This is a genomic window from Bifidobacterium sp. LH_416, from assembly GCF_056357055.1.
This window is the reverse complement of record NZ_JBKEVJ010000003.1, coordinates 80055-97290: the sequence shown is the minus strand read 5'-3', so window position 1 is coordinate 97290 and position 17236 is coordinate 80055. Positions and strand designations below refer to the sequence as shown.

At 54.9% G+C, this 17236-nt stretch carries 12 protein-coding genes and 1 tRNA gene; 3 read left to right on the top strand and 10 right to left on the bottom strand.

The window, feature by feature from the left end; all coding sequences use genetic code 11:
* The first annotated feature begins 106 nt into the window (after nt 1-106).
* The 3 genes from AC1AY0_RS07540 to AC1AY0_RS07530 all read left to right on the top strand — a co-directional run bounded on the left by AC1AY0_RS07540 (nt 107) and on the right by AC1AY0_RS07530 (nt 3893).
* Nucleotides 107-1663, top strand: coding sequence for a glycoside hydrolase family 32 protein (locus AC1AY0_RS07540; RefSeq protein WP_476523617.1), 1557 nt, complete (start codon nt 107-109; stop codon nt 1661-1663).
* 287 nt (nt 1664-1950) lie between these two features.
* Nucleotides 1951-3006, top strand: a complete 1056-nt coding sequence (locus tag AC1AY0_RS07535; protein WP_476523818.1) for an ABC transporter substrate-binding protein — start codon at nt 1951-1953, stop codon at nt 3004-3006.
* A 110-nt stretch (nt 3007-3116) separates the two neighbouring features.
* Nucleotides 3117-3893, top strand: a complete 777-nt coding sequence (locus tag AC1AY0_RS07530) for an ABC transporter permease (RefSeq protein WP_476523619.1) — start codon at nt 3117-3119, stop codon at nt 3891-3893.
* Nucleotides 3894-4153: 260 nt separating this feature from the next.
* On the opposite strand, the gene AC1AY0_RS07525 is transcribed toward AC1AY0_RS07530, so the two are convergent.
* The 10 genes from AC1AY0_RS07525 to AC1AY0_RS07480 form a co-directional block, all read right to left on the bottom strand.
* Nucleotides 4154-4945: an isoprenyl transferase gene (locus AC1AY0_RS07525; RefSeq protein ID WP_476523621.1), complete on the bottom strand. Its 792-nt coding sequence runs from the start codon at nt 4943-4945 to the stop codon at nt 4154-4156.
* Between the two features lie 2 nt (nt 4946-4947).
* Nucleotides 4948-5667, bottom strand: coding sequence for a DNA repair protein RecO (gene recO, locus AC1AY0_RS07520; RefSeq protein WP_476523623.1), 720 nt, complete (start codon nt 5665-5667; stop codon nt 4948-4950).
* A 58-nt stretch (nt 5668-5725) separates the two neighbouring features.
* Nucleotides 5726-9352, bottom strand: coding sequence for a tetratricopeptide repeat protein (locus AC1AY0_RS07515; RefSeq protein WP_476523624.1), 3627 nt, complete (start codon nt 9350-9352; stop codon nt 5726-5728).
* A gap of 99 nt (nt 9353-9451) precedes the next feature.
* Nucleotides 9452-11164 carry an alpha/beta hydrolase family protein gene (locus tag AC1AY0_RS07510; protein ID WP_476523820.1) on the bottom strand — a complete coding sequence of 571 codons (1713 nt, stop codon included), beginning with the start codon at nt 11162-11164 and terminating at the stop codon, nt 9452-9454.
* A gap of 155 nt (nt 11165-11319) precedes the next feature.
* On the bottom strand, nt 11320-12522 hold the full coding sequence (gene ispG / locus AC1AY0_RS07505) for a flavodoxin-dependent (E)-4-hydroxy-3-methylbut-2-enyl-diphosphate synthase (protein ID WP_476523625.1): 1203 nt from the start codon (nt 12520-12522) through the stop codon (nt 11320-11322).
* A 72-nt stretch (nt 12523-12594) separates the two neighbouring features.
* On the bottom strand, nt 12595-13782 hold the full coding sequence (gene dxr, locus AC1AY0_RS07500; RefSeq protein ID WP_476523626.1) for a 1-deoxy-D-xylulose-5-phosphate reductoisomerase: 1188 nt from the start codon (nt 13780-13782) through the stop codon (nt 12595-12597).
* Complete coding sequence (locus AC1AY0_RS07495; protein WP_476523627.1) at nt 13779-15452, bottom strand: DivIVA domain-containing protein; 1674 nt, start codon at nt 15450-15452, stop codon at nt 13779-13781. The genes dxr and AC1AY0_RS07495 overlap by 4 nt, the downstream gene beginning before the upstream one ends.
* A 188-nt stretch (nt 15453-15640) precedes the next feature.
* A tRNA-Val gene (locus tag AC1AY0_RS07490) sits at nt 15641-15714 on the bottom strand.
* Between the two features lie 109 nt (nt 15715-15823).
* The gene (locus tag AC1AY0_RS07485) at nt 15824-16249 is read right to left on the bottom strand and encodes a DUF3052 domain-containing protein (protein WP_476523629.1); all 426 of its coding nucleotides are present in this window, start codon (nt 16247-16249) and stop codon (nt 15824-15826) included.
* 126 nt (nt 16250-16375) lie between these two features.
* Nucleotides 16376-17236, bottom strand: coding sequence for a YlbL family protein (locus AC1AY0_RS07480; protein ID WP_476523822.1), 861 nt, complete (start codon nt 17234-17236; stop codon nt 16376-16378).

The window sequence follows — 17236 nt, the reverse complement described above, 5'->3', positions numbered from 1 at the left end:
CTCCTCCGGCCGCCACCATCCTCGAAATCCCCTGCCGTCTACAGCACATCCCTTACAATCGCAACAACAACGTTCCTATCAATCCCAACTATCGCAAGGACGTATCATGACTGACTTCACTCCAGCAAACCCCGTACTTACCACCATCCGCGATCATCAGGCTGAACTGGCCAAGGCCGAGGCTGGCGTGGCTGAACTCGCCGCCAAGCGTAACGACCGCTGGTACCCGAAGTACCACATCGCTTCCAACGGCGGATGGATTAACGATCCGAACGGCCTGTGCTATTACAAGGGCCGGTGGCATGTGTTCTACCAGCTGCACCCCTACAGCACCCAGTGGGGTCCAATGCACTGGGGCCATGTTTCCTCCACCGACATGATCACCTGGAAGCGCGAGCCTATCATGTTCGCTCCCTCGCTGGAGCAGGAGAAGGACGGTGTATTCTCCGGTTCCGCCGTCATCGATGACAACGGCGAGCTCAAGTTCTACTACACCGGTCACCGTTGGGCCAACGGCCACGACAACACCGGCGGCGACTGGCAGGTGCAGATGCTCGCCACTCCGGACAACGACGAGCTCACCTCCGCCACCAAGCAGGGCATGATCATCGATTGCCCGACCGACCAGGTGGATCACCACTACCGCGATCCGAAGGTCTGGAAGACCGCCGGCACGTGGTACATGACCTTTGGCGTTTCCTCCAAGGACAAGCACGGCCAGATGTGGCTGTTCTCCTCCGAGGACATGGTGCGCTGGACCTACGAGCGCGTGCTGTTCGAGCACCCGGATCCGAACGTGTTCATGCTTGAATGCCCCGATTTCTTCCCGCTTAAGGACAAGGACGGCAACGAGAAGTGGGTTATCGGCTTCTCCGCGATGGGCTCCAAGCCGAAGGGCTTCATGAACCGCAACGTCAGTAACGCCGGCTACATGATCGGTACGTGGGAGCCGGGCGGCGAATTCAAGCCGGAAACCGAATTCCGCCTGTGGGACTGCGGCCACAACTACTACGCCCCGCAGTCCTTCAACGTGGACGGCCGCCAGCTGGTCTACGGTTGGATGAGCCCGTTCGTGGAGCCGGTTCCGATGCAGGAGGACGGCTGGTGCGGTCAGATGACTCTGCCGCGCGAGATCACACTGGGCGAGGATGGCGATGTAGTGACCGCTCCGGCCGCCGAGATGACCGGCCTGCGCGAGGACACCATCGACCTCGGCTCCATTACGCTGGAACTGGACGGCGAGCAGATCATCGCGGATGATGCCGAAGCCGTGGAGATCGAAATGACCATCGATCTGGCTCATTCCACCGCCGAGCGCGCTGGATTGAAGATCAACGCCACCGAGGACGGCGCATACACGTACGTGGCATACGACGATCAGCTGGGCCGCGTGGTGGTGGATCGCCAAGCCATGAAGTACGGCGACCGCGGCTATCGCACCGCTCCCCTGACTGAAGCCGAGCTCGCCGCTGGCACGCTGGATCTGCGCGTGTTCGTGGACCGTGGCTCTGTTGAGGTGTACGTCAACGGCGGCCATCAGGTGCTGAGCTCCTACTCGTATGCTTCCGAAGGTCCGCGCGCCATCAAGCTTTCCGCCGAATCCGGCTCGCTCACGGTCAGCTCGCTGAAGCTGCACCATCTCAAGTCCATCGGACTGGAGTAAGCGTAACACTCGACTGCAATGCTCCCGCTGGCTTATGTCAGCGGGAGCATTTGTATTGCCGCGCCTTCCACGCATGCGGCTATACTAAAGGGCGTTCGCGCGGTTGGTGGCAGCAGCCGTGCCCACATCAGTTGAATAACACTTGGATTTATGCGCAATTATGTACAGCACGCATAAGTAGACACAAGTGTATGGTTTGATGTCTCGCGCGGGCTCCTCACCTTCCCACGCATGGGCATCAGGCCGAAAGCGCATAGTGCGCAGAAAGCAAGGTGAAAGAGAAGATGATGAATATCAAGAAGGGCCTGACCATGTTCGCGGCAGCAGCCGGAGCAATTGCCCTGTCCCTGACTATGGCTGCATGTGGCAGCACTAATTCCGCTGATTCCAGCAACTCCAGCACTCCTACTGTGTCGTTCATGCTCGATTGGACGCCGAACACCAACCATATCGGCCTCTATGTGGCTCAGAAGCTGGGCTATTACAAGGATGCTGGCGTCAATGTGAAGATTTTGCCGACCGCTCAGGCTGGTGCGGAAACCAGTGTGGAGAACGGCGTGGCCAACGTGGGCTTCACCACGTTGAGCAATGTGGCTGCCTTCAACTCTCAGGGTGCCAAGTTGAAGTTCGTGTTTGATTTGACCCAGAAGCCGGTGGCCCGCTGGTGTGCATTGGCTTCCCGTACCGATATCAAGACCCCGAAGGATCTTTCCGGCAAGACCTTCGTGAGCTTCGGTTCGGCCGAGCAGACCGCTGTGGTGCAGCAGATGATTAAGTATGCTGGCGGCACCGGTGAAATCAAGACCGCTACCGCAGGCACGAACACCTTCGAGACGCTGACCAGCGGCAAGGGCGATTTTGGTGGCTTCTACGTGACTTGGGAAGGTGTGGAAAGCGAGCTGAACGGACCGGCTCTGAACTGCTTCGTGGCTTCCGATTGGGGTGTGCCCGGCAACCCGGATCAGCTCGGTTTTGCTGTCAATGATTCCTGGCTGAAGGATTCCAAGAACGCCGACGCATTGAAGAAGTTCATCTCCGCCACCAAGAAGGGCTACGATTACGCTCTGGCCAACCCGGATAAGGCTGCTGACATTCTGGTGGCCCAGGCCAAGGAAGCTCAGCTGGATTCCAAGCTGACTCGCACTTCCATGGAAGAGATCGCTAAGAACGGCTATTGGACCACCGATGATGCGACGAGCCTTCCTGGCACCGTGAACTTCGATGATGCCCAGCCGTATCTGGACTTCCAGTATAAGGCCGGCACGTATAAGGACAAGGATGGCAAGAACCCGGCCGAGGCACCGCAGGCCAAGGAACTCGCCACGAACGATTACGTGGCCTGAGCCTCTTTCAAACTCCCCTCAGTCTCACTTCGTGAGCCAGAGGAATAACGGCTCCCTTTTTGTATTGGGGAGCCGTTTGAGTTTTACGAACAAGACTGGAATTCATCGTTATGAAACCACTGAAATCTTGGATTGCGCGCATCGCACCGCCAGCAATCACCATTGGCGGGCTGCTGATTATCTGGGAGATTGCGGTTCAAGCCGGGCATATTTCTGAACGCGTGCTCGCCTCCCCCACGCAAATCGTGGCCTCGATGATTGATACTTGGCCTGATTTGATGACAGCTGCGGCAATCACCACGTATGAAGGCCTGACCGGTTTCGGCATTGCGATTGTGGCAGGAATCCTCATTGGCATTGGACTCTATGTGTCCAAAACCATGTATCGTGCGTTCTATCCACTGCTGGCCGCAGCCCAAACCATACCGTTAATTACGGTGGCACCATTATTCATGATCTGGTTCGGCTTTGAACCATTAGGCAAAATCGTGATTGTGGCCATCTTTGGCGTGTTCCCTATTGCCGTACAAACCGCACGCGGATTACACGCAGTACCTGGCTTCTACGAGGATGTGGCCTTGACTTGCGGAGCCACGCGCGCGTGGACACTGTTGCATGTCAAGCTACGCGTGGCCGCACGTCAGATTTTCGGCGGTATCCGCATCTCCGCAGCATACATCTTCGGCACCGCAGCCACTGCCGAATACTTGGGCGCAATGAACGGCCTGGGCATCTGGCTACAAGCCGCCTTCAACTCATTCCGCACGCCATTAATCTTCTCCGCCACGGTAGTGGTTATTGCAGAAACCGCAATTTTGCTCGGTGTTATTTCCCTAGTCGAATGGCTCACACTCGGCAACGGCAAAGACGAAGACCTGGATCAATAACAATCGGAGAGGTGGATGGTGGGATGCATGTTGTTCGACCGTAAGCAGCGGAGGCGTGTGCTAAGCTCTGCGAGCACACGCCGGAGCGAGGCCGAACGGCCTTGAGTGTGTCGAACAACATGCATCCCACCATCCACCGACCAAACGCTGCTTTTTCACGCCTCCAGCAATTACTGACTGCCTTCGGCAGGCTCAGCATCACCTCACCGGGCGCTATCGCGCCCAGCTCGGCGGCGTGAGTGAACAGCCTACTAGGCTGTTCACTTTTTCACGCCGCCAAATCGACGATCACGGTGGATGTAGTCATCGATGGCACGCCAGAGGACTTCACGGCCACAATCAGGGAAGAGTTCTGGAACGAAATCGAGTTCGGCGTAGGCGGCTTCCCATGGCAGGAAGTTCGAGGTGCGCTGCTCGCCGGAGGTACGAATTACCAAATCGCAATCCGGAATATCCGGATTGTAAAGATGATCGGCAATCATCTTTTCGGTTACACGATCGCCAGAAATCTTGCCGTCACGAACCTCACGCGCAATCGCCGCGCATGCATCGGCAATCTCCGCACGACCACCGTAGTTGATGCAGAACACCACGTCGATGACCTTGTTATTCTTCGTGCGTTCCATTGCTGTTTCCAGCTCATCAATCACAGACTTCCAGAGCTTCGGGCGGCGACCCGACCAGCGCACGCGCACGCCCCATTCGTCCATCTGCGCGACACGACGATGAATGATTTCACGGGAGAAGCCCATCAGGAAGCGAACCTCTTGAGGCGATCGCTTCCAATTTTCAGTGGAGAACGTGTACAAGCTCAAATAGCGTACACCTGCTTCGATGGCGCCGGCGATGGTATCGAACACCACAGGTTCTGCAGCCTGATGACCATTCGTGCGAATCATGCCACGCTGTTTGGCCCAACGGCCATTGCCATCCATGATTACGCCCACATGGCGAGGCACCTTGCCCTTAGGGAAATCGGGGATGCGAGATGGGTCGCTGAACGGTGCAGCGGGAATGTCCAATGACGTGTAATCAACGTTCTCAAAAGCCATACTCATGAATCTATCAAGCGCAGCGAACGAATCGGCCGTTCGAGGTAATACTCCGCCCAATCTTCAACCAACTCTTGCGTGACACGCTGAAGCGGCTGCGTATCAAGCACGGACCAGTCACCTTGAATCAAGGCTTGGAATTCCTGTAATGCTCGAGGTGCAATACGGCGAGCATCAGTCGTATGGTCAGCTTCGCACATCACACCACCTGCAGCGATGGAAAGATACGCGCATTCAGTCTTGCCACATACAACGCATGCGGCAAGCCGCGGAGTCCAACCCGCTAGCGACATTGCGCGCATCACGTATGAACCGCTAATAGCACGAGGCTGGTGAGCGCGTTTGGCCAACGCATTCAATGCACCGATAAGCAATCGGTATTGTGCAGGAACGCATTCATGCTCAGTATTGGCAAGTTTGTCAATGGTTTCCACAATGACATTCGCAGCCTCATACGCCTGATAATCAACCGCGATTGATGCTCCATAGGCGGCTATGGATTCCGCTTGGGAAACATTGTCGAGCGTTCGGCCTTCTGCAATCAGCAGATCAGCTCGCATAAAGGGTTCGAGGCGTGCGCCGAACCGAGACTTTGTTCGGCGCACGCCTTTGGCTACCGCACGAATCTTGCCGTGATCACGCGTCAGAATGGTGATGATGCGATCGGCTTCACCGAGTTTTGCAGTGCGCAAGACTACGCCCTCATCTCGGTATAACGCCATCTCATCCTCCGTTCATGCAACATCATTCATGATAGTGAATGAGATTGTAATCAATACGTCAGAGGATATTCATGGCGGTAATGATGGTAATGACTGTCATCACTACGGTAATGAGCCAATCCAACCACTTCGGCAAATCGATCTGCGCACCGTCCAAAGGATCGACCGGTGTCAGCGCCGAGCCGATTACCACCAATGCGGTTGCGGAGGCCATGCGAATCATCGGCACGGAAGTAACGATGGCTGCCACGCACATGGCGATGGTCACTACTCCGAGCACGCCCATGCCCCAACGTCCTTTCCGGCAGGCTATTTCCTTGCCATCAACCGATGCGTCAATCGGTGAGGGCGGTGCGAAGCCTAACTGGAACGGTGTGAGTATCACAGTAATCACGGAAGCCGGCCAGAAGGAACGGTGATGATCGATTTGGCTGCGATTCTTGCCGATCCATGCCGCGCTGATCGCCGGCAGTATGAGCAGGGTCAACGAAATCACGCCAGCTAATACATATTCGGCAATTGAAGAAGCTCCACTAATCCAGACCAAGGATACGAACGATACCACCATGGTCAGTAATGGACCGCTGATGATTCTTGCGGCAATTGAGGCACTGGATTGTGACGCAGAATCTGCTGCCACGTTCGCCGCACGTGTTCTGCCAAGTGGGCGTAGCAGCGCTACGATGCGTTTGCGGATCTTATCCAGCAAAGGTGTCACATCCTCACTGACCTTGCCGGTGACCCAATCTCCGGCAAGAGCGATGATGATGCGGCCAATCACCAACAATCCCAAGCTCGCTGTCAGCATGCGCGGAGCAGAACGTAGGTTCTCAGCCAGTTGAAGATTGTTCGGAATGGCTTTAGACACATCGATATTCGAACTGTAGGTATTATCGTCGAACACGAATTCCCTATCGGCGTTCTTCAATTCCGCGTCAAGACTGCCCGCCTTGCCGAAAGCGCCTTGCGAGCGCAGGAATGACACAGGATTCGCATGCATGGATTCCGCCACGCCCAGATTGAACCAACCCAACGCGTAATCCGGTTTGGCGGCCACAGCTCTCTCGAAGGAATTGATGGCTGTGTCAATATCGTTTTGCCGTGCTTGCAGCACACCAAGATTGTTCCATGAAGAGAACAGTGAGTTGTTGGCTTGCAAGGCGTCGCGATAGTTCTCCATCAACTCGTCAGTATTGGATATGGACTGCTTTTGCGAGGATTGGTCATCGTTCTGTTCGCTAGCACCGGCACTGGTATCGGAAGATTCGGACGAAGCGGTATCCGAAGCATCACCCGATTCATTCGACGAAGAATCCGATTCTTCCGCCAAAGCACGCTTGGCGTCAGCGAGCGCCTCCTGATACAACGGGCTCTTGGGATCATAGGCCAAGGCTTTGGTGGCCCAAACTTCCGCAGCCTGATAATGACCGGCTGCGAACGCCGATACGGACGCCAGCTGTTCCGCTGCGCCTCGCACCGCCTTTTTCTCGGAATCAGCATCGGAGGCGTCACGTAACGGAACAGCTTGCGTGGCAAGATCGAACGCCTCATCATACTGCTTCTGGTCGTAATAGTTCTGGGCTTGCTCCTGCTTAGCATATGCCAGCTCTGCTGTCCGCTCATTTGCTGCGGGATCGTAATTCGTGGAGAATCCGCTGTTGACCGAGGTTGCAGGGCAAACGCCAATCAATGACTCAACATCTGCCGCCGCAACGCGAGCATCGGCCACATTGCCGGCCATGCGCAGTGCTGTTGCTTGGCGCAACTTGGCCCATGCCGGGTCGGTGGCCGAGCCACTGTAGCCATAGCAATATGATTGGTAGCCTTCTGAAACCTGTTCAAACTGCTTTGCGGCGGCTGCATAGTCTTCATCAAGGAACAGAATCTCACCTAGGCGATCATTGAGCATTGGCGCCGAAACGCTTGTGGATTGCTCCAGTGTCTCCTTGGCTTTATCGCGCTGACCGTAATACCGCCATAGATTTTGCATCATATCCACTAGTGCGATGGTGGAATCACCGAATGGTCCTTCAGGAGCCGTATTGTTGCCGCTATATGCCACTAAACACAGCCTGCTGACGTAGTACTCCCCGCCTGGGCAGTATTGCTTAGCGGTATCGTATTCACCAGCAAGTACTAAATAGATGATGTAGGCACGTGGCGCATCCATCAGTTCAGCAACTGTACTGCCATACTGGTTCTTGGCTGGCTGGAATCGTGCTTCTACCGCATCGGTCTCCTCAGAGTTCAATGTCACATCACTGAGGGAACGGTATTCAGGAATGTACGTGAAATCCTGCACGACAACAGGAGCACCACAGTTCGGGGAAAGCGCAACCTCACGCACATTGTCTGAGTATGTGACCGTTAGTCCCATTGCCTTGGTCAGCTCAGTTTTCACGGCGGTGTCTTGCTCTTTGCCGTATGTGGACATGTATTGCGCTTGCGCTTTCGCCGCCAAATCGAACTTGCCGATATGTGCCAGCGCGTCAGCATAGGTACTGCGCGTAGTACGTATCTCCTGTGCCGCATCATTATCATCAAGCAGCGTGACCGCCTGCTCATATTCTCCGGCATTGGCATAGGCGATAGCCAGGGAACTTGCTATCTGCGGGAGCGTGGATAGCTTATGCGCGTTCTCATATGCGGCAATGGCATTCTTGCGCAGGTATTGAACGAAAAATGTTCCATAGCCTTGCGGACTGACCATATCGGCAACAGCCGTATACACGTCTCCAGCCACTGCATATGCCGCAGGCACTGTGTTATGTTTCATTACCGTGCTCAGCTGATCGTCGATATCATCCCATTGCCTGTTATTGACCAAAGCGTCATACCCGACCGTATGCTCTTCGGAGCAATACGTTTCCGACATGGACATCATGTATTGGATTTTGGCCACTGCAGGTGTGGCATCATCCTTGCATAAGGCGATGGCATTATCGTAAGCGCTGATAATATCCGACCCGTTCGAGGGCGCGAACAAATCCAACATTTTGGCGGATTGCAATTGCATATCGCAAGTGTTGAATACCCGCGGAGCCTCATACGCCAGAGCCAACGCAATGACGAGATAATCCGCATTGCCTGATCCATAACCAGGCCAGTCGCTGAATTCAGAATTCGATGAGCTCGTGGTAACAGCACGAACATCACCAAATGATGCCAAGAGACCCATCAGATTGACTACATCGTCAGCCTTGCTGGAATCCATTGTTTGCAGCATATTGGCTATCTGCGATTGAATGACACTATTGGTGGAGTGAAGGAACATACCTGAACTGTGTGTATTAGCACCACTGACCAAGGTTTCCCATGTATCGCCGAACACTGTTCTGCCGGCATCATCCACGGCCTGAGCGTTCTTGTCTTTCACTGACTTCGTTGCGGCATCATTCAACAATGGCAAAGGCCTGGTACCCATACCGTTGATTTTCTTGGTGCCCTTGGGAACCGCGGTAATCTGCTGCGTATTGAACATCGAAGCATCAGGAATTGATTGTTCAGCATATATACGCGCCCCAAACGGAAACGCCAAACTGATCACTACGATGAGAGCAATCGCAATGGTGAGCACGAGACGGCATATCGGCCAGAGTTGCGATGCGGTAGCGGTTTTTGGATGATTGCCGGCGGCAGTGCCAGACGATTCAGATCCAGTTGTATTGGAATTCGGGGATGACATGGGAGTCTTCTTTCCCTCATGCGAATCACCTCATGCATAACCACATTGTTATGCGACGATTCGATTGAACGCTCTTCTCATCGTCCAGTGTATCAATGATTAGTAAATAAACAGACCCCAGAAAGCGAAGAACAGCAGTACGTAGAGCATGGTGAACGTTACCAGCCAAAACAGGATACGACCGAATCTGGTGGAAGCCAATACAGGTTCCTGCCCGGTAATGATGTTTTTGACCGCATCCTTACGCGGCGGAAGCTGAATCAATCCGCGATGCCAAGCCACTTCAATCAGTCGCATGAACACACGAGACCACGCCCATACCACCACGATGGACACCACTTGAATAACCGGCCAGCTCCAATACATGACGCCTGGTGTTTCCGTAGGGGCGCCGCCCCAAGCCAGTTTGACCACGCCCATCACCACTTGACCGAGTCCAGCCACGAAAATAAACAATGCGGCAAGCGTAGACAGCGTCAAGGTAAGCAGAGCATTGCCGAACCCGTGAGAGAAGCCCAAAATCACCGGTTTAGGAGGAGCAGGTTTGCCTCGTCTCACGGCCTGATATTTACGCCGACGCCAGCGGACATCAGCGATTATCTTGCGGCATAACGCCACCACAGCCATCACAACCGAAGCAATCAGCATCAGCACCATCGTTGCGTGAATAATCACACCGTATACCGTGCCCGTTCGGCGCGCTTTCAACGCTCCCGGCAGCCCAATGGACTGGTACAGATTCGTGCCGGCCACGCGTTCGCTGGTCTGAGTCAAACCTGAAGTTGTGCCTACTGCCCAATCGATAACATCGTCCACGTACGCGTCCGCAAACGGAGTGCCTTCCTCGGCTTCATCGCCCAAGCGCAGCACATGATTGGCCACCGGGTAACTCCGTACAGTCACGTTCCAGTTGTTCGCCTTATGCGCGTTGTAGAGAATCGCACGCACGCCTTCCACTTGCGCGGTCATCACATCTTTTGACCCGTATGCCACATAGGTGGGCACTGCGTACGCGCGAGGAGTCAACGTTTGAATATCGAAATTCGTTAATCCGAACAATGCTGCATCAACGCTGAACAGTCGCTGCACAATGGACTGGTATCCATCATTGGCACCGACCAATGTGAAATCTTGGGTGACGAAGAATCCCAATGATTGTCTTGGACTGAATACCATTGGGCTTAACAGTATTTGGAAAGCGATATCAGAATCGTCTTGCAGCAGATATGAGGAAATCCAAGTTGATTCCGAAGTGGCGTAGATGCCAACCTGTTGAGCATTCACATTGCTCAGCCCGCGTAAATATCGAATAACCTGATCATAGGCTTTGGCGGACGCTGGATAATCACGACTGATATCCGTAGTGTTCCACACTGGCTTATCGAGCACCGCCGTAACAAAGCCGGCCGAAGCAAGATCTGATGCGACATCGCCAAACGAATTGTCACAGGTACCGTATCCAGCACCATGCATAAACACTACTGCCGGGCGCGATCCGCTAGCATTTTTCGGCTCGCGAATCAGTACTTTAATGGCCTGCACGCCATCAGCAGTGGCCTTGTTTCGGACGCCTTGTTTGTGGCTGAGAGAACCATCTCGAGCAATGTTCAATGTGATGTATCGCTCGGAAACCTCATAACTGCCTTGAGCAGGCAATTGTTCGCCGGTTGGATTATCGAATGTTACTGAGGTATCGCTGGCGAGCGTGGCCATCGATTGGCCGGTGGGCTCGATATTCCACGGCACTGTAGTGAGGTTTGAAATGGCGACCAGCACACCAATCAGGATGATGAAAATAGGCAGGCTTACCATCAACCGATGGCTGCGAGTCCATGGTTGATCCAAACGCTGCTGTTCCTGATCCAACACTCGAATTATTGTACGCGCAAAAAACGCCTGTGAACTGAATGTTCGCATTCAGCCCACAGGCGCACCGTTATCTGCCGATTGGCAAGAAATCCAGGAAATCAGTGACCAGGATGTTGGATAGGCACTACTACCGGACCGGTAGCATTAGCCGGCACTTGACCATCCGCTTCCATTTGTGCAGCAATATCATTGGCGATGGAAAGCAACGTCTCAACAATCTGATCTTCCGGCACAGTCTTAATAACCTTGCCCTTAATGAAAATCTGACCTTTGCCGTTGCCGGAGGCCACACCAAGATCAGCCTCGCGGGCTTCACCAGGCCCGTTGACGATGCAACCCATAACCGCCACGCGAATCGGCGCGGTAATATCCTTCAGACCTTCAGTCACGGCGGAGGCGAGCTGAATAACATCCACTTGGGCGCGGCCGCAACTCGGGCAGGAGATGATATCGAACTTGCGCGGCCGCAATCCCATGTATTCCAGCAGCTTGCAACCGACCTTGACTTCTTCTACAGGAGGAGCGGAGAGGGAAACACGAATCGTATCGCCGATACCTTCAGCCAGCAATGCGCCAAACGCCAAGCAGGATTTAATAGTGCCTTGCCATGCTGGGCCAGCTTCGGTAACGCCAAGATGCAGCGGCCAGTCTCCCTTGGATGCGAGCAGACGGTAGGTTTCCACCATCGTAATCACATCGTGGTGCTTCACTGAAATCTTGAAATCGTGGAAGCCAACATCTTCAAACATGTGTGCTTCCTTCAGTGCGGAAGCCACCAATGCTTCAGGAGTCGGACCGCCATACTTGGCGTACAGTTCCTTATCCAGTGAGCCGGCGTTCACACCAATACGCAGGCTGATGCCTGCATCGGTAGCGGCCTTGCAAATCGAGGGGCCAACTTCGTCGAATTTGCGAATATTGCCCGGGTTCACGCGCACTGCTGCACAACCAGCATCAATGGCTTGGAACACGTATTTGGACTGGAAATGAATGTCTGCAATCACTGGAATCGGGGATTTGCGGCAAATCTCCGGCAAGGCATCGGCATCATCCTGGCTGGGCACAGCCACACGTACGATATCGCACCCTGCTGCGGTGAGCTCTGCGATCTGCTGCAGCGTTGCTGGCACATTAGCAGTAAGCGTGTTGGTCATGGACTGCACAGAGATGGGGGCTCCCCCACCTACCGGCACCGGTCCGACCATAATACGGCGAGACTTACGACGCGGATGCAGTGGAGATTCACTGGTTAATTCCACCGGGTCGCCGGTTTTGCGGAATGGTTTGTCGACGGTGTTCACGCTTTTGCCTTTCTACCCCTTCATCTCACTTCGCGAGCCGGCTCCCCTGATTAAGGGAGCCGAAAAGGTGCCTTACTTGTCTATCAGGTCATCGGCACGGCGACGCGCTTCAAGCTCCAGTTGATTCATTTCCTCCACGTTGGTGAACAACGGGTTGCCTCGAAGCTCAGCATCCATGTCATCCAGCACAGCCTTCACCGTGTCCACAATGCCAAGGTATGGCAGGCGATGCTCCAAGAAAGCATGCACTGCCTGTTCGTTGGCAGCGTTCAACACCGCCGTATGCTTTTCGGATGCAGTAAGGCAATGGCGAGCCAACTGCACAGCGGGAAATGCCTCGTTGTCCAATGGTTCGAATGTCCATGTGGCAGCCTTCGTCCAATCGCAGGCGGCAGCCACATTATCCATGCGGTCAGGAGCGGACAGGCCCAAGGCAATCGGCAGACGCATATCCGGTGGCGATGCCTGACTGATGGTGGCACCGTCCACAAACTCGACCATGGAATGAACGATGGATTGCGGGTGCACGGTTACATCAATACGTTCCGGTGGAATATCGAACAGGCGGGATGCCTCAATAACCTCAAGTCCCTTGTTCATTAATGTCGAGGAATTGATGGTTACTACAGGACCCATATTCCACGTGGGGTGGTGCAACGCCTGTTCAGGAGTAATGTGCTCCATATCGGCACGCTTCCAACCGCGGAATGGACCGCCTGATGCGGTGACAATCAGCTTGGCGACTTCAGCGTGAGTGCCGGAGCGCAACGACTGCCAGATGGCAGAGTGCTCGGAATCAACCGGATTGATCTGGTTGGCACGCACTTGCGAGCTGAACAGCAAATGGCCGCCAGCAACCACAGATTCCTTATTGGCCAATGCCAGTTGCGAGCCTGCCTGAAGCGCTGCGATGGAAGGCTCCAGACCAATGGATCCGGTGATACCGTTAAGCACTACGTCGGCGCCTGAAGCAGCGATGGCAATCACTGCATCCGGACCACCACTGACTTGTGTATGCTCGGCACCGACCTGAATCAGAGCTGCCTCAAGATCCTTGACCTTGGATGCGTCATACACGGCCACATGCTGCACATGGAACTGGGCTGCCTGCTGGGCAAGAAGATCAATATGCGATCCGCCTGCAGCCAATCCAGTGACCGTAAAGCGTTCAGGATGACGCTGAATAACGTCAAGGCCTTGAGTGCCAATGGATCCGGTGGATCCAAGAATAACAACGCTGCGATTAGAAACTTCGCTCACTGTTCCTTCTTTGTGTTGTCATCGTTGAGCGTGGGGAATTGTAGATCCGGGATGGAGATGTTGAAATCGCTGTCGAACGAAGGCATCATCGGGAAGACCGTGTCCGGAATCGATTCCTTGTCCTCGCTCTTGTCGGCATCCTTGGTGGTATCGGCCGGCTGCTGTACAGGCTGGACCTGAGTGGAAGCATTATCATCGGCTGCCGGAGTGGAAGCAGCGCTAGCAGCATCAGCATGCGTATGAGCTGGCTGAGTTGCCGGAGCAAAGGAAGCCGGCATATCAGCACTGTGCACTGGAGACGGAGTCTCGTTGAGCTTCAAAGCACTCGGGGTATCCAAGCTTGGCATCTTCGGAGTGAATGATGACGTACCGACGGCCGGCATCTCCTGAGAGATTTCAGCCATGTGGGCCAATGCTGCCAGCGAGGAACTCGAAGAGTCATTGCTTACAGTGCTGCTGTAACCGGGAGCTGGAGTTGCTGCCGGCTGCGGTACTGCTGCCTTGTTTACGCTCGGCGTGCTCGGAGCGCTTGGCGTGCTTGATGTACTCGGTGCAATACCAAGCGTGGTGACCGGTATGGTCGGTTCAGCAGCCGTGGAAACAGGGCGGCCTGCAGGGCGGAAGGACGGCAATGGCTGAGCTGCTGCCTGCGGGGTAGAGGGAGCGGCGGCAGTAGGTGCCGGCTGCGGTGTTGCAACAGGAGCAACAGAAGCGGTAGCAGGCTGCGGCTGTACAGCAGGTGCTGCAGCCGTGGCAGCCGGAGTATATGCCACAGGAGCAGGGCTTACAGCAGGAGCGCTCGGGGTCACCATAACCGGGGATGTTGCTGCAGCCGGGAACAGATTCTGCTCAGCCTTGCGCAACGCGTCGAAGGACTCCCCTGCGGCTACAGCAGCTACAGTCGGCGCTGCTGCGGTAGCAGTGCGCTGTGCCTCTGCGGAAATCAGCGGAGAGACTGCATCCTTAGCTGGGGTTGCAGCAACAGTCGCTGCTTCGCTTTCCTGATCGGAAGCAGCTGAGGTATTGGAAACGTAATCGCCAACGCGAGCGTATGATTCTAATCGGCTCAGCAGTTGGACGCAAATATTGAGGAAGTAATCGACCTGACGTTCGTCGTATCCCTTCTTGCCCTTGCGCTGAGTGAAGATGACATTGTTAACGGATGAGGCATTCAGATCAGCCAGTCCACGCACATCGTCCTGCGTCACACCATCCATGCCAAGAGCGGCAGCAGCCTTGTCGACCACCTGATCGGCAATGCGATCCACTTGCTTCCTGTCATAGGACGGATGCTTAGGTTCGCCTGGCTTGAAACGCTGGCGAGGAGCACGCTCCACGTGGGAGGCAATCTCCTGGTACAACTTCTCGGTCTGGGCCTTCCAGGCCACACGACCCTGCTGTGCAATCTCCCAAGCGGTCTGCTTATCCACTACTGCGCGTTCCAAACGGTTCAGCGCAGCATCAACTTGACTGATCACATAACCGTCTTTAGCCAAATCAAATGAAACGGACTGGATATCCTGCTGGGTAAGGTTGATGCCCTCGCTGTCGTACAGGGCATGGGCACGCTCCAGAAACGCATCCACCTGCGCGGTATCATATCCCAACTTGCGCTTACCTGCGCGTGCGATTCCGGCCTTGCCGTCCCCTTCACGAAGTTCCTTCGCCATCGGCTGATCAACCTCCTGCTGGATAAAACACTCTGCTCACCACTCTACGTGAGTGTTACGACTCAGCCGGGGAACGAAACAGAATTTCACAGTTTTTAACCGGAAACATAATGTGGCATAACGCGAAAATGCGAGAAGAAAAGCTCTATGCAAATCAGTGCAGAAGCACAGCATAGAACATGAAACTGTGGGCAATGAGGGACTCGAACCCCCGACATCCACCGTGTAAAGGTGGCGCTCTAACCAACTGAGCTAATTGCCCGCGAGTGTCCACAATAGCGCATACCAGACCCAGTCTGTCAACTTCCCGTTTTCGGGCGTGCCGCAGACCGACTGTAGGCTATGTGGACTACTTACCAATCAGCGACTAATCAGCGGCCCTTGCCGAAAGCGCGCAGACGAATGCCATTCCAGTCCTTGCTGACAGTCAGCGGAGTGGCGGCGTTCATGCCTGCGGTCTGTGCGGCGGACTGCACGGTGGAGGAGCTGGCGGCACCTGGGCGTCCGGGCTTCGGAGTCAACACCCACAGTGGCGCATCGTCATCCAACACTCCGCATGCGTCAACGATGGTGTCGGACAGCTCATCTTCATCATCGCCATCGCGCCACCACAGAATGACACCGTCTACAGCGGAGTTGTAATCCTCATCCACGAGCTCTTCGCCCGTGAGCTCCTCGATTTTGGCGCGGATAGAATCATCCACGTCGTCGTCCCAGAGCCATTCCTGGACGATGTCGCCAGGCTCAAACCCAAATTCTTCAGCGTTCTGTGATGCCGTTTGATTCACAGAGGCCACATTAGCAAGTCTTGGCGAACAATCACGTTAACTCGCGTAAAAAATCTCGCTGTTTGACCATCAACGCGATAAGTTGACGTCGTTTTTGTTCTTGCGCAAGCGCTCGAAGAGCTACTGGTATGCGGCTTATGCGGCACAATGAGGCAACTGATCGCCCTGCCCTTTCCCTATGGCGACCAACGCCTGATACGCGTCGTCCAGCGTGGAGACTTTCACATCGCGCAAGCCCTGAGGCACATGCCCTACAACCTCACTGCAATTGTCGGCAGGAGCTAAAAACCAAGTGGCGCCATCGCGCTTTGCACCAAGCATTTTCAATCGAATGCCACCGATTTTGCCGACCTTACCTTTGGCGTTAATCGTGCCGGTGCCCGCAATGGTTTGGCCACCGCTTTCGTTGGTTGCAGTCAGTTTGTCGATTAATCCCAAGGTATACATCATGCCGGCCGATGGGCCACCAATCTTATCCACGTGCATGGTGATATGAGCGTCCTGCACTGTGCTGGCATCGACGCCCAGCTCGCTGGCATGGTCCTTCACATATTGCAGGCCGACCGCGCTTGCCTTGTTTTGCGAGCCAGACATATCCTTATCCACCTTGTTCTGGTATTCGTCAGCCGTCTGCCCGACCGGTACCACTGCTTCGCGCGGCATGATTTCCATGTGTGGATTGGCCCAAGCCCACACTGCCTGCGCGTTGACGATGGGATACCCGGGCACGCCGGAAGCGCTGACCGTAACCAGCAACAGTTTGCCGGAGTCCTGATACGTGCGCACCTGCGAGCCGGAAATGGCGATAACATCCTCGCCATCGACCTTCCCTAATACATCTTGGGTGGGCCCCGGCATTTCGATGACATACGCGCTCGGCAATAGCAGCACCACAATGGCAATAATCACGGCCACCGCTCCGGCAAAATATTTCGGAGAGCGAGACACCACATAGTGTTTGATGCGTGCGCAACGTGCAAAGATATCCACGAACAT